The sequence below is a fragment of the Corynebacterium sp. L4757 genome (genome assembly GCF_043673995.1).
Lineage (GTDB): Bacteria > Actinomycetota > Actinomycetes > Mycobacteriales > Mycobacteriaceae > Corynebacterium.
On the sequence record NZ_JBIMEN010000002.1, the window covers coordinates 150680 to 172957 of the forward strand.

General features: G+C 57.3%; 27 protein-coding genes. 17 read left to right on the plus strand and 10 right to left on the minus strand.

What is annotated here, in order from left to right; all coding sequences use genetic code 11:
• Window positions 1-71: 71 nt before the first annotated feature.
• Both ACG98I_RS03155 and ACG98I_RS03160 read left to right on the plus strand, forming a co-directional pair.
• Entirely contained in the window at window positions 72-1175 is a 1104-nt protein-coding gene (locus tag ACG98I_RS03155; protein WP_394718315.1) for an HNH endonuclease signature motif containing protein, read from the plus strand.
• Between the two features lie 131 nt (window positions 1176-1306).
• A complete protein-coding gene (locus tag ACG98I_RS03160; RefSeq protein ID WP_394718317.1) occupies window positions 1307-2092 on the plus strand; it encodes a formate/nitrite transporter family protein in 786 nt (261 codons plus the stop codon).
• Here ACG98I_RS03160 and fdhD read toward each other — a convergent pair.
• Together fdhD and ACG98I_RS03170 are read right to left on the minus strand one after the other, a co-directional pair.
• Window positions 2089-2943: a formate dehydrogenase accessory sulfurtransferase FdhD gene (gene fdhD, locus ACG98I_RS03165; protein WP_394718319.1), complete on the minus strand. Its 855-nt coding sequence runs from the start codon at window positions 2941-2943 to the stop codon at window positions 2089-2091. The genes ACG98I_RS03160 and fdhD overlap by 4 nt on opposite strands.
• A gap of 1 nt (window position 2944) precedes the next feature.
• Window positions 2945-3205, minus strand: a complete 261-nt coding sequence (locus ACG98I_RS03170; protein ID WP_394718321.1) for a DUF6457 domain-containing protein — start codon at window positions 3203-3205, stop codon at window positions 2945-2947.
• A 307-nt stretch (window positions 3206-3512) separates the two neighbouring features.
• Between ACG98I_RS03170 and rpsH the strand changes: the two genes are divergently transcribed.
• The 10 genes from rpsH to ACG98I_RS03220 all read left to right on the plus strand — a co-directional run bounded on the left by rpsH (window position 3513) and on the right by ACG98I_RS03220 (window position 10029).
• Entirely contained in the window at window positions 3513-3896 is a 384-nt protein-coding gene (gene rpsH / locus ACG98I_RS03175) for a 30S ribosomal protein S8 (RefSeq protein ID WP_394718323.1), read from the plus strand.
• 15 nt (window positions 3897-3911) lie between these two features.
• Window positions 3912-4448: a 50S ribosomal protein L6 gene (rplF, locus tag ACG98I_RS03180; RefSeq protein WP_394718325.1), complete on the plus strand. Its 537-nt coding sequence runs from the start codon at window positions 3912-3914 to the stop codon at window positions 4446-4448.
• Between the two features lie 3 nt (window positions 4449-4451).
• Complete coding sequence (gene rplR / locus ACG98I_RS03185; RefSeq protein WP_394718327.1) at window positions 4452-4853, plus strand: 50S ribosomal protein L18; 402 nt, start codon at window positions 4452-4454, stop codon at window positions 4851-4853.
• Window positions 4854-4887: 34 nt separating this feature from the next.
• Window positions 4888-5508: a 30S ribosomal protein S5 gene (gene rpsE / locus ACG98I_RS03190; protein WP_394718328.1), complete on the plus strand. Its 621-nt coding sequence runs from the start codon at window positions 4888-4890 to the stop codon at window positions 5506-5508.
• A gap of 4 nt (window positions 5509-5512) precedes the next feature.
• The gene (gene rpmD / locus ACG98I_RS03195; protein WP_003848313.1) at window positions 5513-5698 is read left to right on the plus strand and encodes a 50S ribosomal protein L30; all 186 of its coding nucleotides are present in this window, start codon (window positions 5513-5515) and stop codon (window positions 5696-5698) included.
• 3 nt (window positions 5699-5701) lie between these two features.
• Window positions 5702-6151, plus strand: a complete 450-nt coding sequence (gene rplO, locus ACG98I_RS03200) for a 50S ribosomal protein L15 (RefSeq protein WP_394718330.1) — start codon at window positions 5702-5704, stop codon at window positions 6149-6151.
• Between the two features lie 355 nt (window positions 6152-6506).
• The gene (gene secY / locus ACG98I_RS03205; protein ID WP_394718332.1) at window positions 6507-7835 is read left to right on the plus strand and encodes a preprotein translocase subunit SecY; all 1329 of its coding nucleotides are present in this window, start codon (window positions 6507-6509) and stop codon (window positions 7833-7835) included.
• The gene (locus ACG98I_RS03210) at window positions 7835-8380 is read left to right on the plus strand and encodes an adenylate kinase (RefSeq protein WP_394718334.1); all 546 of its coding nucleotides are present in this window, start codon (window positions 7835-7837) and stop codon (window positions 8378-8380) included. Before secY ends, ACG98I_RS03210 begins: the two co-directional genes overlap by 1 nt.
• On the plus strand, window positions 8381-9178 hold the full coding sequence (gene map / locus ACG98I_RS03215; protein ID WP_394718336.1) for a type I methionyl aminopeptidase: 798 nt from the start codon (window positions 8381-8383) through the stop codon (window positions 9176-9178).
• 62 nt (window positions 9179-9240) lie between these two features.
• Entirely contained in the window at window positions 9241-10029 is a 789-nt protein-coding gene (locus tag ACG98I_RS03220) for a L,D-transpeptidase family protein (RefSeq protein ID WP_394718338.1), read from the plus strand.
• 161 nt (window positions 10030-10190) lie between these two features.
• Here ACG98I_RS03220 and ACG98I_RS03225 read toward each other — a convergent pair whose 3' ends face one another.
• The 8 genes from ACG98I_RS03225 to ACG98I_RS03260 all read right to left on the minus strand — a co-directional run bounded on the left by ACG98I_RS03225 (window position 10191) and on the right by ACG98I_RS03260 (window position 18988).
• Window positions 10191-11042, minus strand: coding sequence for an alpha/beta fold hydrolase (locus ACG98I_RS03225; protein WP_394718339.1), 852 nt, complete (start codon window positions 11040-11042; stop codon window positions 10191-10193).
• 22 nt (window positions 11043-11064) lie between these two features.
• A complete protein-coding gene (dmpG, locus tag ACG98I_RS03230) occupies window positions 11065-12078 on the minus strand; it encodes a 4-hydroxy-2-oxovalerate aldolase (RefSeq protein WP_394718340.1) in 1014 nt (337 codons plus the stop codon).
• Window positions 12079-12087: 9 nt separating this feature from the next.
• On the minus strand, window positions 12088-13026 hold the full coding sequence (locus tag ACG98I_RS03235) for an acetaldehyde dehydrogenase (acetylating) (protein ID WP_394718342.1): 939 nt from the start codon (window positions 13024-13026) through the stop codon (window positions 12088-12090).
• Between the two features lie 27 nt (window positions 13027-13053).
• Window positions 13054-13836, minus strand: a complete 783-nt coding sequence (locus ACG98I_RS03240) for a 2-keto-4-pentenoate hydratase (protein WP_394718344.1) — start codon at window positions 13834-13836, stop codon at window positions 13054-13056.
• A gap of 16 nt (window positions 13837-13852) precedes the next feature.
• Complete coding sequence (locus tag ACG98I_RS03245) at window positions 13853-14791, minus strand: 3-carboxyethylcatechol 2,3-dioxygenase (RefSeq protein WP_394718346.1); 939 nt, start codon at window positions 14789-14791, stop codon at window positions 13853-13855.
• Window positions 14792-14886: 95 nt separating this feature from the next.
• Window positions 14887-16632 (minus strand): bifunctional 3-(3-hydroxy-phenyl)propionate/3-hydroxycinnamic acid hydroxylase, encoded by a 1746-nt coding sequence (locus ACG98I_RS03250; RefSeq protein WP_394718348.1) that lies wholly within the window; start codon window positions 16630-16632, stop codon window positions 14887-14889.
• Between the two features lie 29 nt (window positions 16633-16661).
• The gene (locus ACG98I_RS03255) at window positions 16662-18041 is read right to left on the minus strand and encodes an MFS transporter (RefSeq protein WP_394718350.1); all 1380 of its coding nucleotides are present in this window, start codon (window positions 18039-18041) and stop codon (window positions 16662-16664) included.
• A gap of 140 nt (window positions 18042-18181) precedes the next feature.
• Window positions 18182-18988 carry an IclR family transcriptional regulator gene (locus ACG98I_RS03260; RefSeq protein ID WP_394718352.1) on the minus strand — a complete coding sequence of 269 codons (807 nt, stop codon included), beginning with the start codon at window positions 18986-18988 and terminating at the stop codon, window positions 18182-18184.
• Window positions 18989-19303: 315 nt separating this feature from the next.
• Here ACG98I_RS03260 and infA point away from each other — a divergent pair, with 315 nt between their 5' ends.
• From infA to ACG98I_RS03285, 5 genes are all read left to right on the plus strand, one after another.
• Entirely contained in the window at window positions 19304-19522 is a 219-nt protein-coding gene (gene infA / locus ACG98I_RS03265; protein ID WP_003854422.1) for a translation initiation factor IF-1, read from the plus strand.
• Between the two features lie 184 nt (window positions 19523-19706).
• Window positions 19707-20075 (plus strand): 30S ribosomal protein S13, encoded by a 369-nt coding sequence (gene rpsM, locus ACG98I_RS03270; protein WP_394718355.1) that lies wholly within the window; start codon window positions 19707-19709, stop codon window positions 20073-20075.
• 3 nt (window positions 20076-20078) lie between these two features.
• Entirely contained in the window at window positions 20079-20483 is a 405-nt protein-coding gene (gene rpsK / locus ACG98I_RS03275; protein WP_006823255.1) for a 30S ribosomal protein S11, read from the plus strand.
• A gap of 22 nt (window positions 20484-20505) precedes the next feature.
• The gene (rpsD, locus tag ACG98I_RS03280; RefSeq protein WP_394718357.1) at window positions 20506-21111 is read left to right on the plus strand and encodes a 30S ribosomal protein S4; all 606 of its coding nucleotides are present in this window, start codon (window positions 20506-20508) and stop codon (window positions 21109-21111) included.
• 123 nt (window positions 21112-21234) lie between these two features.
• Window positions 21235-22239 carry a DNA-directed RNA polymerase subunit alpha gene (locus tag ACG98I_RS03285; RefSeq protein ID WP_394718359.1) on the plus strand — a complete coding sequence of 335 codons (1005 nt, stop codon included), beginning with the start codon at window positions 21235-21237 and terminating at the stop codon, window positions 22237-22239.
• Window positions 22240-22278 lie beyond the last annotated feature (39 nt).

The following is a 22278-nucleotide window of genomic DNA, read 5'->3' on the forward strand; positions in this document are numbered from 1 at the left end:
CAGCATAGTTATCCACAGATTTTGCCGCTTGTGCTGGAGTAGGGTTGCGCTGGGAGATTAGCGTCAGGTGCATGAACATCATCCAGGCATATGCTTTCTTTACCAGCCACGGCGTGGACTTTCTTCGCGCGATTTATGGGCGCTCACCTTATGACATCGCGGCCTATGGCATGGCTGTGAAGACGGCGCGCAGATACACCAAGCTTGCCGATGTCCTCTTCGGTCCCGCCGATTCGCCTCGCCTGCAGCGTGAATTCGTGGAACGCGCAGAAAAGCGCGAATTGAGTTTGGAATTCCTGCTCATGATCAACCGGCATGCGACGAAGCTTAGGGGTCGGGGTGCTGCGTGGAAAATGCGAGCTGAACTCATTGCCCTCGATGACTCCTTTGATGAGGTCAACAAGTATGCCAATAAACGGGTTGAGGAATTGCTCGGCCCCAGCCCGAAGCCAGCTGGAGTGAGTATTAGCAACACGCGTGAAGGAATGCGCACCGTCACGATTACCGACACCCAGCGCAAAATCACCGATCTGGAAAAGTCCTTGGATGCGCTCGCGCCGCCAGATGTGCCGCGACGGAAGGGGCTCCTGGAAGCGGTCTGGAAGCACCTGGAAGGTGCAGGCACTTTTGAACCGAAATATCGGACGGTGATTGCTATCGGTTTAGATGACTTTGCCAAAGTTGCCAGCGGGGCGGGGGAGGAGGTCACCGTCGGGCTGTCTGATGGCAGCACAATGACAGGAGCAGAGCTTATCGATGCCGCCTTCGCCGGCGCCCTAGGCATTGACCTCTTCGCGGGGCTTTTCCACCCGACACAGGGCCCCGTGAACTTATACCAAGCGCGTTTTGCGAACTTTAAGCAGCGCGTGCTTGCTATGTCAGAAAACCTGGTGTGCCCATGGCCTGATTGCGCAACGCCTGCGGATAGGTCCCAGGTACATCATTTGCAGGCGCATAAGAATGGCGGGAACACAACGCCATCGAATCTGACCATGCTGTGCCCGTATCACAATGGCGTCAACGATGACGACCCCGGCAAGGCATCGGCGGGTAAACCGAAACGCGGACGCGTTCGGCGCCACCGCGTCAAGGTTCGCTACACCTCGCCTGGCGGGCGGACGATGCGCAATACCCACGATGTATCTCAGATGGGTGCCATGGACCTGATTTCCTAATCATTCTGCCAAGCTTTTGACTATCCCATTGAGCGGATCCGTGACATAACAACTAATGTGTTAGCGGTCAAAGAATTTTAGCGCCCGATGTAACATCGCATGCGAGTGCACTTTTGGGAAGGCAAAACACAATGAGTTTGAATGATTCAATTGAAGCTGGCGTTGGCAAGAAGGTCACGCTCTTTGATGAAGACCAGCCCCGGTTCGCCGTGCGCGGTATCTTGGCCGGCGCATATTTGGCGCTAGGTACCGGTTTCGCGGGTGTCGCTGGCCAAGCTGTTGAGCAAGTAGCACCGGGTGTGGGCTCGATAGTTTTCGCCGCGCTGTTTGGCCTGGGGCTTTTCGCGATTGTCATTCTGGGCGCCGAGCTTGCCACCGGCTCCATGATGTTTTTCAGCTATGGCGCAACCACCAAGCAGGTCGGTTGGGGCAAAGCGATCTTCATCGTGTTCATGACGACCGTCTATAACCTCATCGGCGTCGCGCTCATCGCAGCGGCGCTCGGCATGAGTGCGAAATTTGCGGGCATGGATCCCACGCACCTGCTCTCTACCATCTCCGAGGGCAAGGTAGAGAAGTCGCCGCAGGGCATGTTGGTTGAAGGTATGGTTGCGAACTTCGTCGTCAACATGGCGATCATCGGCGGCATCTTCGCTAAGGAAATCGTCTCGAAGTTCTTCGTGATCGTGCCAATCATTGCAATCTTCGTTGGGCTATCCACTGAGCACGTCATTGCGAACTTCTGCGTCATGCTCATCACGGTGTTTGGCTCCGACCCAATCCCAGCAGCAATGACCTTCGGTTCCATCTCACTGAACTGGGTAATTGTCTGGATTGCCAACTTCATCGGCGGTGGCCTGCTGATGGGCGGCGTCTACGCCTGGCTGAATGAGGGGCCAGAGGCCTACCGCGACTAACTCGCGACTTCCTTCTTCTCCGCTGGCTGCAAACGGCCAGCGTAGAGGTTGAAGCGGTCGCCGCGGGCAAAGCCCACCAAATTCATACCGACCTCGCGCGCGGTCTCCACCGCCAGTGAGGACGCAGCCGATACCGCGATGAGCGTGCCAAAGCCCGCCATCGCGGCTTTTTGTACCAGCTCGAAAGACGCCCGTGAACTCATGACCAAGATCAAGTCATTAGCCGGCAGCATGCCTTCCATAATGAGATGGCCAATGACCTTATCGGCCGCATTATGCCTGCCGATGTCCTCACGTACCACAATCGGGTTGCCCTCATAATCAAACGCACCCGCCGCATGGATACCGCCGGTCTTGCGGAATTGCTTCTGGAATTCGCGCAACTTATCTGGCAGCGTGGCCGCTATCTCGGGGTCTAGACCAACATCCGGAATTGGGTGATAAAGCTTGCCACCAAGCTCCTCGATGGACGAGGTGCCGCACACACCGCAGGCAGACGTCATCGTCGTTAAGCGCAGTGCCTCAGGCTGCAAGATGACCTTATTAGTCAAGGCCAGCTCCAGCACGTTATAGGTATTCTCGCCCTGCGCGTTGGTGCCCGCGCAATAACGCGCGGTGGCAATGTCATCAACGGTGCGAATGTGGCCCTCTGAGTGCAAAAAGCCGTGGGCGAGCTCAATATCATGACCCGGCGTGCGCATCGTCGTGGTCACAGTTTGCTGGCCAACACGAATCTCCAAGGGTTCTTCAGCCGTGACCGAATCCGCGCGGGTATCTTCTTCCCAGCCCGTGCCATCGGCCGTGCGGCGCATGCGGGTAACGGCAAAATTCTGATTTAAACGACCAGCCATCTCAGTCCTCCTTATTCACTAAAATGCTGAGCTTTTCGATGTTCTCTTCCACCTCAGCCGGGGTATTCGATGCCAAGCCCACCAAAAATGAGGTCAAGGGCGCAGCTGGGCGCGAGCGGTTATGCGCAACATCGCGCGTGAGATCTAAAAGTGCGCGGATGTGGCGGGTGGCGTCTTCGGGCGGCAAACCGAGCTCGCGGGCGGCATCGGTAAGCCATTCGTGTGCGGTCTGTACTGCCTTATCATCTGAAGACTGACTCATGCTGCCCACTGTAGTCCGTGACGGGAAGGGTTTTGCAAAACCACCAGCGAAAACGGTAAAGTAGCACGTCGGACTAGCAGGTCGTAAGCAAAATGATTTCTGAGCTGCACCGATGACCTAATCCGCGCAAGAATTTTATACATCTACTTTGTTGTAGGCCCCTCGCCATAGAAGCGGCCCGTGTATGCATCAAAGGGTGGCGAGCGCCTACCGGTACTGACCAGTAGGAGCGTAAGTAGCCCGAAATCACACGGAAAACGCAGGTGGGAATGGGAACCGCAACGAGAAAGGCAACGGTCACTTAACTATGACCATGACTGATCCAATCGCCGACATGCTGTCGCGCGTGCGCAATGCAAACCATGCGCAGCACGACACCGTGTCGATGCCTACCTCCAAGATCAAGGCAAACATTGCTGAAATCTTGAAGCAGGAAGGCTACATCGCTGACTACTCCGTCGAGGGCCGCGAGCTGTCCCTCGAGCTTAAGTACAACAACCGTGAGCGCTCCCTAGCGGGCCTTCGCCGTGTGTCTAAGCCAGGTCTGCGTGTGTACGCAAAGTCCACAAACCTGCCTAAGGTTCTAGGCGGCCTGGGCGTGGCTATCATCTCCACGTCCTACGGCCTTCTGACCGACCGTCAGGCATCTGAGAAGGGCGTGGGCGGAGAAGTCCTCGCCTACGTCTGGTAAAGGGAGGTACACACAATGTCTCGTATTGGTAAGGCACCCATCGCACTTGCGAGTGGCGTAGAAACCAAGATCAATGGTCAGACCATTGAGGTAAAGGGCCCTAAGGGAACTCTCACTGTTGAGATCCCAAGCCCAATCACCGCAGAAGTTGAAGAGAACGAGCTGCGCGTTGTTCGTCCAGACGATCACCGCGAAAACCGTGCGCTGCACGGCCTGTCCCGTTCCCTCATCAACAATGCAGTTGTTGGCGTTACCGAGGGCTACACCATCAAGATGGAAATCTTCGGTGTTGGCTACCGTGTAGCACAAAAGGGCAAGGACCTGGAGTTCGCTCTGGGCTACTCTCACCCGATCCTCATTGAGGCTCCAGAGGGCATCACCTTCGCTACCGATGGCACCACCAAGCTGTCCATCGCTGGTATTGACAAGCAACAGGTAGGCCAGATCGCCGCGAACATTCGCCGTCTGCGTAAGGATGATCCTTACAAGGGCAAGGGCATCCGTTACGCCGGTGAGCAGGTTCGCCGCAAGGTCGGAAAGACGGGTAAGTAAGCAATGGCAAACACTGAAAACGCAAAGCGCACCCCAGTCGGCAAGGACATCTCCACCCGACGTCGCGAAGCACGTGCTCGTCGTCACTTCCGCGTCCGTAAGACCCTGCGTGGCACCCCAGAGGCTCCACGTTTGGTTGTCCACCGCTCTTCTCGCCACATGCACGTCCAGGTCATCGATGACTTGGCTGGCCACACCCTGGCTTCTGCTTCCTCCATGGAAGCTGACGTGCGCGCATTGGAAGGCGACAAGAAGGCTAAGGCATCCAAGGTTGGCGCACTCGTTGCTGCGCGTGCCAAGGAAGCCGGCATCGAAGCAGTCGTCTTCGACCGCGCAGGCTACAAGTACCACGGTCGCGTCGCAGCTCTTGCAGACGCCGCACGCGAAGGTGGTCTGAAGTTCTAATGGTCAACGGAAATCTCAACGGAAGGAACGCCTAATGTCGGACCGTGAACAGCGTGACGGCGGACGCTCCGCCGAAAACAACAACAATCGTGGTGGCCGCGGCCGCCAGAACGATCGTCGTAACCAGCAGGATAACGAGCGCGATAAGTACATCGAGCGCGTTGTCACCATCAACCGCGTCTCCAAGACCGTTAAAGGTGGACGCAACATGTCCTTCACCGCACTGGTCATCGTTGGTGACGGCCAGGGCATGGTAGGCGTTGGCTACGGCAAGGCTAAGGAAGTACCTGCAGCTATCCAGAAGGGTGCTGAAGAGGCTCGTAAGAACTTCTTCCGCGTCCCAATGGTTGGCGGCACCATCACCCACCCAGTCGAGGGTCGCGACGCAGCTGGCATCGTTATGATGAAGCCTGCCGCACCTGGTACCGGTGTTATTGCTGGTGGCGCTGCTCGTCCAGTGCTTGAGTGTGCTGGCATCCAGGACATCCTGTCGAAGTCCCTGGGCTCCGATAATGCCCTCAACGTCGTCCGCGCTACCGTGGACGGCCTGAAGCAGCTGGTCCGCCCTGAAGAGGTTGCCGCTCGTCGTGGCAAGTCCTTGGAAGAGGTTGCTCCAGCACGTATGCTGCGCCAGCGCGCAGGACAGGAGGCATAAAACAATGGCTCTGAAGATTACACAGGTAAAGGGCCTGGTAGGCACCAAGCCAAACCACCGCGCAAACATGGAGGCTCTGGGTCTCAAGCGCATCGGTCATTCTGTTATTCAGCAGGACACCCCGATCATCCGTGGTATGGCTAATAAGGTTCGTCACCTGGTCACCGTTGAAGAAGTGGCAGGGGAGTAAACCATGGCTGATATCATCAAGCTGCATGATCTGCGCCCAACTAAGGGTGCAAACAAGCCTAAGACCCGCGTAGGCCGCGGTGAGGCTTCTAAGGGTAAGACCGCTGGCCGCGGTACCAAGGGTACCAAGGCACGTAAGCAAGTTTCGGCTGCTTTCGAGGGCGGTCAGATGCCAATCCACATGCGTCTGCCTAAGCTCAAGGGCTTCAAGAACCCGAACAAGATTACCTACCAGGTAGTCAACGTTGCGGACTTGGCAGAAGCATTCCCACAGGGTGGCGATGTCGCTGTTGCTGACATCGTTGCCGCTGGCCTGGTCCGTGCTAAGCAGCCGGTCAAGGTTCTGGGTGAAGGCGAACTCAGCGTCAAGCTGAACGTCACCGCAGACAAGTTCTCTAAGTCTGCTGTTGAAAAGATTGAAGCTGCTGGTGGTTCCACCACCGCAACCAAGTAAGTCTTTTTCATAAAGCTCTAAGGCTCTATTCGGATGAATTCCGAATAGAGCCTTTGGCGATCTTGGCTAGTTGTGTAGTCATAGCCGAACAATCCCGGTGTGCGAGTTCTCCGCGCGACTTCGAAGAGACGCGGTGACGCTTTAAGGTAAGATAGAAAACTTGAGCTAGGCAGTGGTAACTGTGAGATGACGCGCTTATCCATGGGTGAAGTAACGCCAACGTTATAAAGGCTGGTAGTGTTTCACTGTTGTGTAAGTTGCGTTTATCCTATGCGCAAGTGAAAACGGAATTTAATTTAGTGTGCTTTCCTCCTGCCAGACCCTGGCCGGGGCAGGGAAGACTCAGGAGGCATTTGTGTCCGCCATTATTCAGGCATTTAAGGACGCCGACCTGCGGAAGAAGATCATCTTCACCATTGTGATGATTATCGCCTACCGTATCGGTGCCCAGATCCCGACACCGGGAGTGGATTACGCAGCCATTGCGGGGCGCTTGCGTCAGCTGACCCAGGAATCAGGTGACCTTTACTCGGTCATTAACTTATTCTCCGGTGGTGCGCTGCTGCAGCTGTCCATCTTCGCGATCGGCATCATGCCGTACATTACTGCGTCGATTATCGTTCAGCTGCTGACCGTGGTTATTCCGCACTTCGAGCAGCTGAAGAAGGAAGGCCAGTCCGGCCAGTCCAAGATGACGCAGTACACGCGTTACCTCACCCTGGCGCTGGCGTTGCTGCAGTCCGCAGGCATCGTTGCGCTGGCTGACCGCCAGCAGCTGCTGGGGCAGGGCGTTGAGGTCTTGGACGCTGACCGCAATATCTTCACGCTCATCGTGATGGTCATCGTCATGACCTCCGGTGCGGTTCTCGTGATGTGGATGGGCGAGCTCATTACTGAAAAGGGCATCGGCAACGGCATGTCGCTGCTGATCTTCGCGGGCATCGCGACGCGCCTGCCTACCGATGGCGCCCAGATCCTGCAGAACAACGGCGGCCTCGTCTTCGCCATGGTTGTCCTCGGCGTGGTCATCCTCGTCGTCGGTATTACTTTCATCGAGCAGGGTCAGCGCCGCATTCCAGTGCAGTACGCAAAGCGCATGGTGGGTCGTCGCCAGTACGGTGGCTCTTCCACCTACTTGCCGCTGAAGGTCAACCAGGCCGGCGTTATCCCGGTCATCTTCGCTTCCTCGCTGATTTACATGCCGGTGCTGATTACTCAGATTGCTACTTCCGGCGCCGCGACTCCGCCGGATAACTGGTGGCAGCGCAACGTCATCGCGTGGCTGCAGGCGCCATCCTCCTGGCAGTACATCCTGCTCTACTTCGTGCTGACTATCTTCTTCGCGTACTTCTACGTGTCGATTCAGTACGATCCAGCAGAGCAGGCCGACAACATGAAGCGCTACGGCGGCTTCATCCCAGGCATCCGCCCGGGCCGCCCAACCGCTGAATACCTGGGCTTTGTCATGAACCGTCTGTTATTCGTTGGTGCAACCTACCTTGCGCTCATCGCGGTCTTGCCAAATATCCTGCTCGACCAGGGCGTCGGCGGCGCCGGCGGCGGCAGCAGTATGTCCGCCTTCGGTGGTACCGCTATCCTGATTCTTGTATCCGTGGCATTAACTACGGTCAAGCAAATTGAATCCCAGCTACTCCAATCCAACTACGAAGGACTACTTAAGTAATGCGACTCGTTCTCCTCGGCCCTCCAGGTGCCGGCAAAGGTACCCAGGCAGCAATCCTCAGCGAAAAGCTCGCCATCCCACACATCTCCACCGGTGACCTGTTCCGCGCCAACATCGGCGAGGGCACCCCACTCGGTTTGGAAGCAAAGAGCTACATGGACGCCGGTAAGCTTGTGCCTACCGATGTCACCGCGCGCATGGTCGAAGACCGCCTCTCTCAGGAGGACGCTGCTAATGGCTTCCTGCTGGACGGCTTCCCACGCACGGTTGAGCAGGCAGAGATCCTCAAGGACCTGCTGGCAAAGAACGGCCAGACCCTTGATGGCGTGCTGAACTTCCAAGTCTCCGATGATGTCGTCGTCGAGCGCATGCTGGCTCGTGGCCGCGCGGATGATAACGAAGAAACCATCCGCACCCGCATGTCCGTCTACCGTGAGGAGACCATGCCGTTGATCGATCACTACGATGACGCGATCATCGACATCAAGGCCGAAGGTACCGTTGAGGAAATCAACGCTGCGGCGATGGAAGCCATCGGCAAGTAAATGGGACGACGCAGCCGCAAGAACACCATGCCAGCACGCACACCAGGCGAGCTGGATGCCATGCAAGCCGCCGGCGAGATTGTTGGCCGTACCCTGCAAGCGGTGCGTGAGGCGGCGGCTGTCGGCGTATCCACCAAGGAACTTGATGCGCTGGCGGAGCAAACGATTCGCGACGCCGGTGCTATTCCAACATTCCTTGGCTATGGCGGATTTACGGGCAGTATCTGCACGTCCGTCAATGACGTCATTGTGCACGGCATTCCGAGCGCGGACGTCATTTTGAAGGAAGGCGACCTGGTCTCCATTGACTGTGGCGCCACTTTAGACGGCTGGGTGGGGGACTCGGCGTGGACTTTCGGTATCGGGAAGCTGGCTGAGAAAGCGGAAAAGCTTAACGATGCCACCGCGTGGATCCTCGAGCAAGGCATCCAAGCCATGCAGCCAGACAATCGGCTTACCGATGTCTCCCACGCTATCGAGATGGCCACCTATGAGGCGGAAGAAAAGTGGGACGTCGAGCTCTTTATCGTTGATGGCTTCGGTGGCCACGGTATTGGCCGCACCATGCACGAGGACCCTTTCCTTCCGAACGAGGGCCGCGCGAACCGCGGGCCGGTCATCCAGGAAGGCTCCACGCTAGCGATTGAGCCGCTTATTACGCTCGGTACGGAAGACAATTTCGTGGATGCTGATGATGAGTGGACTGTCTACACCGAGGACGGCTCCTGGGCTGCGCACTGGGAACATACGGTGGCTGCGACCTCCAATGGGCCCCGGATTTTAACCCCGCGGTATTAAAACTTCGTGAAATTGCCGCATTGGCTATGCGATTGTTGGCAGGAAGGTTTATACTTTCTCACATGTTGAAAACCAGCTTTGTCGGTGTCCGTCGCTCGCTTGTAGCTTTAGCTGCTACGGCTGCTACTGCGGTCGCGCTGCTCGGCGCATCACCAGCGGCGCAGGCACAACCAGCCGTCCCAGACTTCGCCCAGAGCTCTTCTGACTTGAGCTTTGACGACGTGCTCAATGATACTCGCGAAAATGCGTGGAATTCCCGCAATGCGTTTTTGAAGCAGGTCAGCGAAACCAACCCGCAGCTTGCTGCGCAGATGCGCCCGGTCCTCGATGATGCCATCGATGTGGTATTCCCTGGCCTGCGTGTCCAGAAGGAGCGCGAGGAGCAGGCGCGTCTCGACCGTATTGAGCGCGAGCGTCAAGCTGAGGTGGCTGCGGAGAAGGCACGCGCGGAGGAAGCAGCTCGCAAGGCTGAGGCCGAGCGCAAGCGTCGCGAGTTCAACGTCGGTCCATGCCCGGCTGATGCGGATGTCTGCGTTGATATCGACGGCCGCCGCACCTGGCTGCAGGATAATGGCAACATCACCTACGTGGCACCGTCCATGGCGCCAGGCAAGGCTGGACAGGACACCCCACGCGGCACCTTCTACGTGAACCGCAAGGTCAAGGACGAGATTTCCTACGAGTTCAATAACGCGCCGATGCCATACGCGATTTACTTCACCAATAATGGCCACGCGTTCCACATGGGCAACCCAGCTTATGACTCTGCAGGCTGCGTCCGTCTGCCAGAGCAGGCAGCACTGCGCTTCTGGGACGACCTGCAAATCGGCGACAAGGTCTTCATCTACTAATTAAGGACTGCACCTAAGCTGATTGAGCGGCGCGAGTAATCGTGCCGCTTTTCCCGTTTTAGCTATGCATAGGGTGGTTGAAGGCGAAAGAAGCGGCGCCAGTATGCTTGTTGCACCTTGGCGCCGCTTTTTATCCGCTGGGTAAGAACTTGAGAGGAAGCCTAGATGTGGCGCTTGATGTAGGAGCCAACGACTTCGTTGAATTCATCAGCGCGCTCTACCTGGGACCAGTGGCCGCATTGGGAGAAGATGTGCGCATCTGCGTGCGGCACAGTATTGAGGATTTCCCATGTACGGGATAATGGGATGACGTGGTCCTGGACACCGTGGATCAGCAGCACTGGAATGTCCAGCTCGGCGAGACGCTCGAAGTCGAGTGGCAGTTCATTGCGGTCGCGGTCGCGAGCAGCAACAACTTCCTTGAGGCGGTCTGACGCGGTGTCATTGAGCGCGGACTGGTAGCGCAGTTTAACCAGCTCGTCGGTGACCAATTCCTTATTGACCACGAAGAGTTCGAGGGTGTCGCGAATGCCTTCCTCGCTGAGGTTTGGATTGGAATGGCCCTTCAGTGCTTGGGTGAGCTTCGCACCGCCGGTGCCCATGGAGACGATACCCAGGAGTCGTTCTGGGTAGTCGAGTGCGAACTGGAATGCCAACCAGCCACCGAGGGAGTTGCCTACAATCCAGGTCTTTTCAATGCCGAGTGCATCGAGGACGCGAACCGCGTGGCGGACCCATTCCTTGATGCCGTACTGAACGTCATCGGCAGCGATGCTTTGGCCGTAGCCAATGGAATCAATCGCGATGCAACGGCCGTGCTCGCTGAGCTGCGGCAGATTCAGCCACCAGTTCGCAGCAGCGGTCACGCCGGTGCCGGAGCCGTGGAGAAACAGAATCGGCGTGCCTTCGCCGAGCTCGTGGTAGTGGGTGAGCTCGCCCTCGGCGGTTTCAATCCACTTGTCCTCTAAGCCAAAGAATTCGTCGGTGGTGTAGTTAGGGATTTCAACAGTCATGTACATATTCCTTTCAGGGTAGTTAAACGGTGGCAGCGGACTTCTTCAAATCCAGCGCAACCTCAATGATCATGTCTTCTTGGCCGCCAACGTAGCCACGGCGACCAACTTCAGCCAGAATCTCTGGCGCAGGCACGTCGTAGCGTTCGGCAGCACGCTCAGCGTGCAGCAGGAAGGAGTTATAGACGCCCATTTGGCCCTGGACAATGGAGCCACGGTCCATGGACGGCAGGCGGTCGACCATGCCCTTGAGTACCTCAGCGGCATCCAGAATCTTCTGGGTATCCACACCGGTCTCAATGCCGAGGCGCTCGAAGGCAACAGCGGCCACCTCAGTCGGGGTATTGCCAGCGCCCGCGCCCAAGCCCGCTAGCGAGCCATCAATCTGGGACGCACCAGCCTGTACTGCAAGCACGGAGTTAGCTACGCCAAAAGACATGTTCTGGTGGCCGTGGAAGCCAACTTGGGCATCATCGCCAACGGCGTCATAGAGCGCCGCAACTCGGTCCTTGGCTTCATCCATGATCAGCGCGCCGGCGGAGTCAACCACGAATACGCATTGGCAGCCAGCATCAACCATGATGCGTGCCTGCTTCGCCAGCTCCGCTGGGCTGATGCGGTGCGACAGCATCAAGAAACCGCCGGTTTCCATGCCCAGCTCGCGTGCGGCCTGGAAGTGCTGGATGGATACGTCGGCTTCGGTGCAGTGCGTAGCAATACGCACCATGCCCGCACCGCGTGCATGCGCTTCCTTCAGGTCATGAATCGTACCCAAGCCCGGCAGCAGCAGCGCCGCAATCTTGGCGTTCTGAGCCTCATCTACTGCCGCTTCAATCAAATCCAGGTCAGAGACCTTGGAGAAACCGTAGTTGAAAGAAGACCCACCCAGGCCATCGCCGTGGGTGACTTCGATGAGTTCAATGTTGGCGTCGTCAAGCGCGCGGACAACCTGGCGGACCTGCTGCTCGGTGTACTGGTGGCGCACGCTGTGCGAGCCATCGCGCAACGTGGTGTCATTCAGACGGATTTTAGTCATGGTTTGTCCTTAAGCGTTGGTCGAAATTGACTGCTTTTCGCGCAGCAAGTCAACGTAACGGTCAGCGGTGGCAACTGCAGCCGAGGTGATGATGTCGAGGTTGCCCGCGTAATCAGGCAGGAAGTCGCCGGCGCCAGTGACCTCAATGAGCACGGTGAGGCGGCCCCAGCCATTCCAGGCGTCGGTGGCTTCATCGAATTGTGGCTCGGCGGTCAGGCGGTAGCCATCGACGTAGCCCTGGACGGTTTCCACCATTGCCTGAATGGAGGCGCGAATCTTGTCCTGCAACTCGCCGGGCATGGCGGCCTCGGGCGGAAGGGAGCAGTAAACGGTGTTGCGCATCTTCATCGGTGGTTCGACCGGGTTGAGGATGATAATCGCTTTGCCCTTCTTGGCGCCGCCAACTACCTCGAGTGCTTTCGCGGTGGTTTCGGTGAATTCATCGACGTTGGCGCGAGTGCCCGGGCCTGCAGAGCGAGACGAGATGGATGCGACGATTTCGGCGTACTCTACCGGCACGATACGGCTGACGGCGGAGACGATTGGCGTGGTGGCCTGGCCGCCGCACGTAATCAGGTTGACGTTGTCGACGGTTTCGAGCTCGTCGAGGTTGACGGAGGGGCAGAAATAAGGCCCAACAGCAGCAGGGGTGAGATCGATGGCGTGGATGCCAGCCTCGCGGTAGCGCGGGGCGTTGGCTTGGTGCGCGCTTGCCGATGTCGCCTCAAACACAATGTCCGGCTTCACGTCTTGAGCAAGCAGCCAATCGACGCCCTCAGCAGATGCTTTCACGCCGAGTTCTTCGGCGCGCTTGAGACCGGAGGATTCGGGGTCAACGCCAATCATGTAGATAGGTTCGACGTTTTTGGACTTGCGGAGCAATTTCTTGAGCAAGTCGGTGCCGATATTGCCGGGCCCGACGATTGCTGCGGTGAGTTTTTCAGTCATGGTAATCCTTTGGAAATAGTGGGAGAGCTAGCTAAAGCTCAGTGCGAGCTGGCCGTGCTCGCCGTAGTCGACGTTGAGGGTATCGCCGGGGGCGAATGCGACGGCGCCGCAGAAGCTGCCGGTAAGTACGGTTGCGCCGGCTTTAATTTCAGTGCCTTGTTCGGCCAGCGTGTGAGCCAGCCACTGCAGTGGAAGCAGCGGGTCGCCCATGACGTCAGAGCCTTGGCCGGAGCCGGCTGCTTCGCCATTCAGCGTCATCGTGGCGGTAACGGAGCCAAGGTCGGTGAGATCGACGTCGATGGCATCGCCAAGTACGACCGCGCCGCAAGATGCGTTGTCAGCAACGGTATCCACGAGGCGAATATCCCAGTTGGCTACGCGAGAATCGATGATTTCGACCGCCAGGTGCACGGTGTCGATGGCGTTGCGAACTTGGTCGAGGGTGGCATCGGCAGGCACATCTGCCTTGAGCGTGAACGCTAGTTCAGGCTCGACCTTCGGAGCGATAAACCGTGAGGTTGGTACTGGCTGACCGAGCTCGAACTTCATCTGGTCGGTGAAGAAGCCGAAATCTGGGCTATCCACACCGAGTTGGCTTTGCATAGCCAGTGAGGTCAAACCAATCTTGTGGCCGATAACCGTGTGACCCGCTTCTTCGAAGGCTTGTTGCTGCCAACGCTGAATGCGGTAGGCGCCCGCAAGGTCAAGGCCGTCGATGGTCTCGCGCGGTGGTCTTACCGTCTCATGCGAGGTATAGGCAGCAAAAAGCGCGGCGGCGACCTCGTCGTGACTATCCGTGATATGTGGCATGGTGCTGTCCTTAAAATTACTGCGCGGTCAAGATGCCGAAGCCGGCGATGAATTCTGGGATTGGGCGGTAATACTCAATGCCAATTTCATAATCTGGGTTGACCGCATGCATCGCGGAGAATGCTGCGACCCAGGTGCGAACTTCGTGGCTGGAATGGCCAGCGACGGCTTCCATGTCCTTGTAGTTATAGGCATCGAAACGGCTCGGGTCGCCGGACTTGCAGTCCTCCATGAATTGCTTGTCCCACTCAGGCGCGATGTCCATGATGTCGGCTTCGCCGCGGGCGAATTTCTTGCCGGTCTCAATCACGCGGGACTCGCGCAGAGCGCGGGATTCCGGGGTGCGGGAGTCGCGGTTGAGCAGCATCGCGCGCTGCTCTGGGGTTGCTTCATCCCAGCGTGGTAGCGGTGGATCGTGGGAGAGTCCGCCCGATGCCACGAAAAGTACCTTCTTATCGGAGTTGCGGAAGTAGCTGCCGACGGCCGCGCCCATCGCGCGGACGCGCGAGACCGGGGTAAATGGGCGGGCGACACCATTGGTGTAGATAGGAATCAGCGGCTTGACGTTAGGGTCACCGTCGTAGACGATTTCCAAAGGCTGGACAGCGCCGTGGTCAACTTCCATCTTGCGGGAAATCGCGATGTCCACGTCCTGCTCGAGCACGAACTGGGCGAGGTCTTCAGCAGTCTTGGTATCAACGTTGAGGTTGCCATCGAAGCTGTCATAATCGCCGGTGCCGAAAGCTTCGAAACCGATGCAAAATGGTGGCATCAATTCATAGAAGAAGCCGTTGAAGTGGTCCGGCCAGAAGACAACGACCTGGTCCGGATCATAATCCTGGACGAACTTCTTGATTTCAGCGAACTTCTGATCGAGTTCCGCCTGAACATCCTCAGCTGGGGGATTGTGGTGGAGTAGAGGGCTATGGGACATAGCGAGCAATGCGGCTGGCATGTTATTCCTTTCTCTTTTGAGATGAGTCTAGGACTCGTATCACACGGTGTCTTGTGTCGTTCCGTACAGCAGAACGTCAGCGCTGCGGAAGCTGTTTAGAGGGCCACTTCGGCATTCGATGGGGTCAGGCTCGTGGCGGTGACCAGTGCGTTCCATGCGCGTGGCGCGTCGCCGTTGAGGCTGACGGCGGCGGTAAAACGGTCTGGGCGCACGAAAGCAGTGCCCACTGAGTGGCGGTCAAACCAGCTCTTGATCGAGCCATCGATATCTGAAATGACGGCGGATGCGACAGGGCCGGTACCTTCATCGCAGTGCTCGCGTGCCCACGCCACCTGGGTTGGGGACACCGCGCAGATGAGCTGTACATCGAGTTCTTCAAACTGGCGCAGCTGGTCATCGGTGAATAGGCGTGCCGGGTCGATGCCCCAGGAGATGATGGCGAAGCCATGGCCGAAGACGTCATCGAGCTTGACTTCGGCACCTTCAAATCCGACGGTTGGCTGGATGAACTGCGTGCCAACGGGGGAGCGCTTTACCAGTGCATTGCGGGAAGGAATCAGCTTGGGGATGCGGCTGCGGCTATTGCGGGTGTGCGATTCACCGGGGGTGAGCGTTTCTTGGTCAACGACAGCACCGCGGCCGTAGCGAGGCATGGGCTTAAAGCGCATGTCCTCGAAGTAGGAGCGCACGCTAGGAATGACGTTGGCTACCTTGGCGGCACGGTCGCGCAAGAAGGTGATGCGGCGGTCGGTTGGTTTGATGATGTTGCCCAGCGTCATTGATAGATCCACCATTGCTTTGGCGTGGTCGCGACGCTCAAGCGAGTAGGAATCGAGTAGGTCATCGGAAGCATGCCCTGCGATGACGGCTTCGAGCTTCCACGCGAGGTTGGTGGCATCGCGGTAGCCGGAGTTGAAGCCTTGGCCCATCCATACCGGCATGAGGTGCGCGGCATCGCCGGCGATGAGCACGCGATCCTTGCGGAAGTCGGTCGCGATGCGGCCGTGGTGGGTAAACACGCGGCGGCGGATAATGTCCAGCTGAGTATTTGGTGGAAGGTGCTCATGGAGTAGGCCTTCGACAAAGGCATCATCTTCGACGCGCTCGCTTGGTTCATCATCGAATAGCATGAATTCGAAGCGGCGGACACCGTGCGGCAGGCCGATTGACACGTAAGGGCGCGCTGGGTCTGCACCCAGGTAGACATTCGGGAAACCGAGCGGATCATTATTGCAGTCAATGACTACCCAACGGGTAGAAGGTGACTTGCCCTCGAAGTCCACGCCCATCCACTTGCGGGTAAAGGAGCGTCCGCCTTCGCAGCCCACAAAATACTGAGCGCGCAGGGTGTGGGTATCGCCGCTGGCAACTTCGCCCTCTTCACCGGAAACCTTCTCTACGGTGGCGGTGACGCCCTCGCCGTCTTGTTCCAAGCCGACCAGCTTGGAGCTGAAACGTACGTCGACGTTCGGGAAGCGCTCGAGGCCCTCGTAGACTGCGCGGTCGACTAATGGCTGCAAGAAACCGAACTTGCGTGGCCAGCCGAAAGGTTCGCCCTTGGGGTTATTGGTCATGATGACGTCGCCTTGACCATCGACTAGCCGCATGATGTGGTGTGGAATGGTAAAAGGCACGACTTCATCAATCAGATCCATCGCCTGAACGGTCCGGAATGACTCATCATCCATGCCGACGCCACGTGGGTAATCAATGAGCTCCTCGCGAGCTTCAATCAAGATGACATTGATGCCATTGATGCCCAGCAGATTGGCGAGAGCCAGGCCAGTCGGGCCAGCGCCTGCGATGATGACATCTGCGTCGTAGTTATTTGCCGAGGTCATGGAGATCCCTTTCAGTAGTTTTTAAATGTTTACTTGGCTGCGTGAGCAGGTTCAGGTTCGGAGGTAGCCGTGAGCACGATGTTGTTTTCCTTGCGCTCGACAAACCACACGGAGATACCTGCGACACCCATGAGGAAGACGAAGTAGATGGCCACGTTGGAAGAACCCCAGCCATTGTCGAGTTCCAGCAATGCGGTGGAAATCAGTGGCGCGAGACCTGCGCCCAGGACGGAACCGAGCTGGTAGGAGACGGATACACCGGTGTAGCGGTCTTGCGGTGCGTACTTATCAGCCAGGAATGCGCCGACTGGGCCGTACATGGATGCTTGGATAATTGGGTTACCAATGATGAAGCCCAAGCCGATGAGGAATGCGTTGCCCGAGTTGAATGCGGCGAACATGGGGAAGATGAGAGCAATAGACAGGACAGCGCCGAAGATCATGATGCGGCGGCGACCGAAGCGATCGGAAAGCCATGCGAAGAATGGAATCGCAAAGATATGCAAGAATGCGGAGAAAGTCAGCAGCATCAGCGCTGGCTGGCGCTCCATCGCGCCGGTGCTGACTACGTAAGGCACGATGAAGACGGCCATCAGCGCCTGCATGAATAGTGGGCCGGTAATCGCGAGGGATGCGAGGATGGTCTGCTTCGGGTAGACGGAGAAGATACGAGCCAGTGGGACACCAGTCTTGACTTCGCCGGACTTGCGGGCGGCCTCGAATTCAGGGGATTCGGTCAGTGAGTAACGCATGTATAGGCCGATGACAACAAGAAGCGCGGAAAGCAGGAATGGCACGCGCCAGCCCCAGGACATGAATTGTTCTTCCGGAAGGCCGGAGAAGATTGCCAGAACCAGGGTGGACAAAACCGCACCGGCAGGAGCACCGGAAACCGCGACGGAAGCGGCGAAACCACGGGACTTGGCCTTCGCATGCTCAGCAGCCATCAAGGTTGCGCCGGCCCACTCGCCACCTACGGCGATGCCCTGGATGACGCGCAGCAGCACCAGGATGATGGGCGCTGCGACGCCGATGGTTGCGTACGTTGGTAAAAGACCAATCGCAACAGATACCAGGCCCATGCCAATCAAGGTGATCAGTAGGACGTTCTTGCGACCGTAGCGGTCACCGAAGTGACCGAAAACCAGGCCACCAACTGGGCGCGCTAGGTATCCGGCGAACAAGATGGTGTAGGAGAGGATCATGCCCAAGAATGGACTCATTTCCTCATCGAAGAAGAGGTGTGGAAAGACCAAGCCTGCCGCCGCGCCGTAGAGCAGGAAGTCGTAGTACTCCACCATCGAGCCGAGGAAGCTGGAGATGAGGACTTTCCGACGCTGACTATCGGAAGACTCCTGGATTGGGGGACTAGTAGTGGTGGAAGCATTCACGCTTTTAATCTCTGTCATCTCAAGCTCCTTTGTTGCCTAAAGTAATGACCATCACATTCTGTGTGAGGCTTATTACAATCTTTGAATTGGCCAAAGGCAAAGCGCGTTCCGAAGAGTGGAACGGAGCGGAGGGGTGGAAGGGTGGCATCGGCAAGCGGCTAAAGCATTTCCTGGCTCTTTTGATGCTCGCGAACCGCCCGGCCTGCGGCGGCGGCAACGCGTTGAAGTGGTGGGATGAGCTCTTCTGGCGCAAACTTATCCGACGGTGAGGACACGGATAATGCAGCAACGGCGCGGTTTTCCAGGCCAAAAACCGGCGCAGCGACGCAGGAAAGTCCCAAAGAGATTTCTTGACGGTCAAAAGCGATGCCGTCGTTGCGGATGTTGACAAGCTCGGCGCGCAGGTCCGCCGGATCGGTGATGGTGTACGGCGTCCACGGTGTGAGCTCTCTTTCAAGCACCATCTCCGCGCGCGCCGGGTCGTGGGCGAGAAGCACCTTGCCGACGCCAGTGCAATACGACGGGGCGCGCCCGCCGATGCGCGAAGGGGAATTCAGGCGCTTCGTTGAAAAGAGTTTATTTGCATATGCGACATCGTTGCCTTCGAGGTAAGCAAGGTGGACCGTGTGGCGGGTTTGCTCAAAAAGAGATGCCAAAAAAGGTGTGACTTCTTCACTAATGAGATTTGCGCGCACCGAATTGCTGGTTGAGGAAACGATATCGAAAATGACGGGACCCAAACGGAAGATGTCGCCGCTGCGTTCTAGTGCGCCGCGGGTGGCGAGCGTATTCAACAGGCGATGCGAGGTGGTCTTGGGTAACTTCGTGAGCCTGGCGACCTCGCTCACGCCCAGGCCTGAAGGGTGATTCTGGAAAGCTGCAAGAATGTCGATCGCCTTCTCGACCGAGCCGCGCTGTTTAGACGCAGGACCTTCCAAAGACGGTGATTCGGGTGTATTTGCCATTCGGACTCCATCAATGTGTGGTTAGGAAATGCTAAGAAATAGGTAATGGCTCAAGATTAGTCACGTTGGTGACGTGAGAAACAGTCACGGGGGAAGGCCCGCTTCGGGCGGGCGTGTGTCGGTGGACTTGTCTGCGGGCTTGCCGTGGCTGACCAGCGAGAAGCCCCAGAGGTGCATTTGGAAAACGCAAGCTCAACGCGTAAGCTATGACGATGGTGTATGCGCACACGAGTCCGTGTGTTGGCTGCGCCAGGTAGTAGACATTTAAAAATGCAGGTAGCCGTATGAAAAGCGGCTGCCAGAAAAGTAGAGGTTATGGCTAAGGAAGGCGCAATTGAGGTAGAGGGTCGCATTGTCGAGCCGCTGCCAAACGCAATGTTCCGTGTCGAGCTCGATAATGGGCACAAGGTTCTTGCTCACATTTCAGGCAAGATGCGTCAGCACTACATCCGCATTCTCCCAGAGGACCGTGTTGTAGTGGAGTTGTCTCCTTATGACCTGACCCGCGGACGCATCGTCTACCGCTACAAGTAAAAACGAAAAGCCTTCTTAACCAGGGGCAGCTGCAAGGTCAGGTGTCCTACTCATACCTTCGGCCACGGTGGCTGAAGCCTGTACCACAATGTCATCCACAGATCCGGTCGGACCGGGCGAAGCGTGACATGGTGCGGGGCGGTTAAGGAGAAAACCACCGTAACAACCCGAAAGGACTCGCCACATGGCACGTCTAGCTGGTGTTGATCTCCCACGCAACAAGCGCATGGAGATCGCGCTTACTTACATTTATGGAATTGGCCCAGCCCGTTCCAAGGAGCTGCTGGAAAAGACCGGCATTTCTCCTGACCTGCGTACCGACAACCTGGATGATGACCAGCTGTCGGCGCTTCGTGACGCAATTGAAGGCTCCTACAAGGTAGAGGGTGACCTCCGCCGTCAGGTTCAGGCCGACATCCGTCGCAAGATTGAAATCGGTTGCTACCAGGGTCTGCGCCACCGTCGTGGCCTGCCAGTCCGTGGTCAGCGCACCAAGACCAATGCGCGTACGCGCAAGGGTCCTAAGAAGACGATCGCAGGAAAGAAGAAGTAATAAATGGCTCAGAAGACTCGTTCCACGGCGCGCCGTTCCGGCCGTCGTGTAGTCAAGAAGAACGTGGCCCAGGGCCACGCTTACATCAAGTCAAACTTCAACAACACCATCGTGTCCATCACGGACCCATCCGGTGCTGTTATCTCTTGGTCCTCCTCTGGTCAGGTTGGCTTCAAGGGATCCCGTAAGTCCACCCCATTTGCCGCGCAGATGGCAGCTGAGTCTGCAGCACGCAAGGCAATGGAGCACGGCATGAAGAAGGTTGACGTATTCGTTAAGGGCCCAGGTTCGGGCCGCGAAACCGCAATCCGCTCACTACAGGCTGCCGGCTTGGAAGTGTCGTCTATCTCTGACGTCACCCCACAGCCACACAATGGCTGCCGACCACCGAAGCGTCGCCACGTTTAAGGGAAGGAAGAGAAACTAAACTATGGCTCGTTATACCGGCCCCGCTACTCGTGTATCCCGCCGTCTTCGCGTCGACTTGGTCGGTGGCGATATGGCATTCGAACGCCGCCCATACCCACCGGGACAGGCTGGCCGAAACCGTATCAAGGAATCTGAGTACCTGCTGCAGCTCCAGGAGAAGCAGAAGGCAAAGTACACCTACGGTGTGCTGGAGCGTCAGTTCCGTCGCTACTACGTAGAGGCAAACCGTCAGCCAGGCAAGACCGGCGACAACTTGGTTGTCCTGCTGGAATCCCGCCTTGACAATGTTGTCTACCGCGCAGGTCTGGCACGTACTCGTCGTCAGGCACGTCAGCTTGTCTCCCACGGTCACTTCACCGTGAACGGCAAGAAGACCAACGTTCCTTCTCACCGCGTTTCGCAGTACGACATCATCGATGTCCGCGAGCGTTCCCAGAAGATGGAATGGTTCGAAGAGGCTCAGGATCGTCTTGGTGAAGCTGTTGTTCCAGCTTGGATCCAGGTTGTTCCTGAAACCCTGCGCATCCTCGTGCACCAGCTGCCCGAGCGCGCTCAGATCGACGTCCCACTGCAAGAGCAGCTCATCGTCGAGCTTTACTCGAAGTAAACTGTTTAACCGTACGGTGCCAAGCCCGGCACAGTGCGGTTGTCGCAGGATTCATTCGATATCCTTCAATAATTTTCACCCTCTACCGGCGTCAAATAGCGGTCGCCGACAAGGAGAAGTTCCATGCTTATTTCACAGCGCCCACAGGTTACCGAGGAGTTCATCGATTCCTCGCGCTCCCGTTTCGTTTTCGAACCACTGGAGCCAGGTTTCGGCTACACCATCGGTAACTCCCTGCGCCGTACTCTTTTGTCCTCCATCCCTGGTGCGGCAGTAACCTCCATCAAGATTGATGGCGTGTTGCACGAGTTCACCACCATCAACGGTGTGAAGGAAGACGTTTCTGAGCTCATCTTGAACATCAAGAGCCTCGTTTTGTCCTCGGACTCCGACGAGCCTGTTGTTATGTACTTGAGCAAGGAAGGTCCAGGCGCAGTCACTGCTGGCGACATTCAGCCTCCAGCTGGTGTTGAGATCCACAACCCGGATCTGCACATCGCAAGCTTGACTGAGAACGCGAAGTTGGACATGGAACTCGTCGTCGAGCGTGGCCGCGGCTACGTTCCTGCAGCACCAACTTCTGGTGACATCGGACGCATTCCGGTTGACCAGATTTACTCCCCAGTGCTGAAGGTTTCTTACAAGGTTGAAGCTACTCGTGTTGAGCAGCGCACCGACTTTGACAAGTTGATCGTCGACGTGGAAACCAAGAACTCTATTTCTGCACGCGACGCCCTGGCTTCTGCTGGCGGCACCCTGGTCGAGCTCTTCGGCCTGGCTCGTGAGCTGAACACCGCTGCCGAGGGCATCGAGATCGGACCATCCCCTCAGGAGTCCGAGTACATCGCTGCTTATGGCATGCCAATTGAGGACTTGAATTTCTCCGTTCGTTCTTATAACTGCTTGAAGCGTCAGGAAATCCACACCGTTGGTGAGCTCGCAGAGTGCACCGAGTCGGATCTGTTGGATATCCGTAACTTTGGACAGAAGTCCATCAACGAGGTGAAGATTAAGCTGGCTAACTTGAACTTGGCCCTCAAGGACACCCCTGAGGACTTTGATCCAACCCAGCTTGAAGGCTACGACGCTGAAACCGGTGACTTCAAAGATCCGGCTGAATCCGAGTAAATAGCAATTGTGCTAGACCGAGCAGTAGCTTGGTCGCGC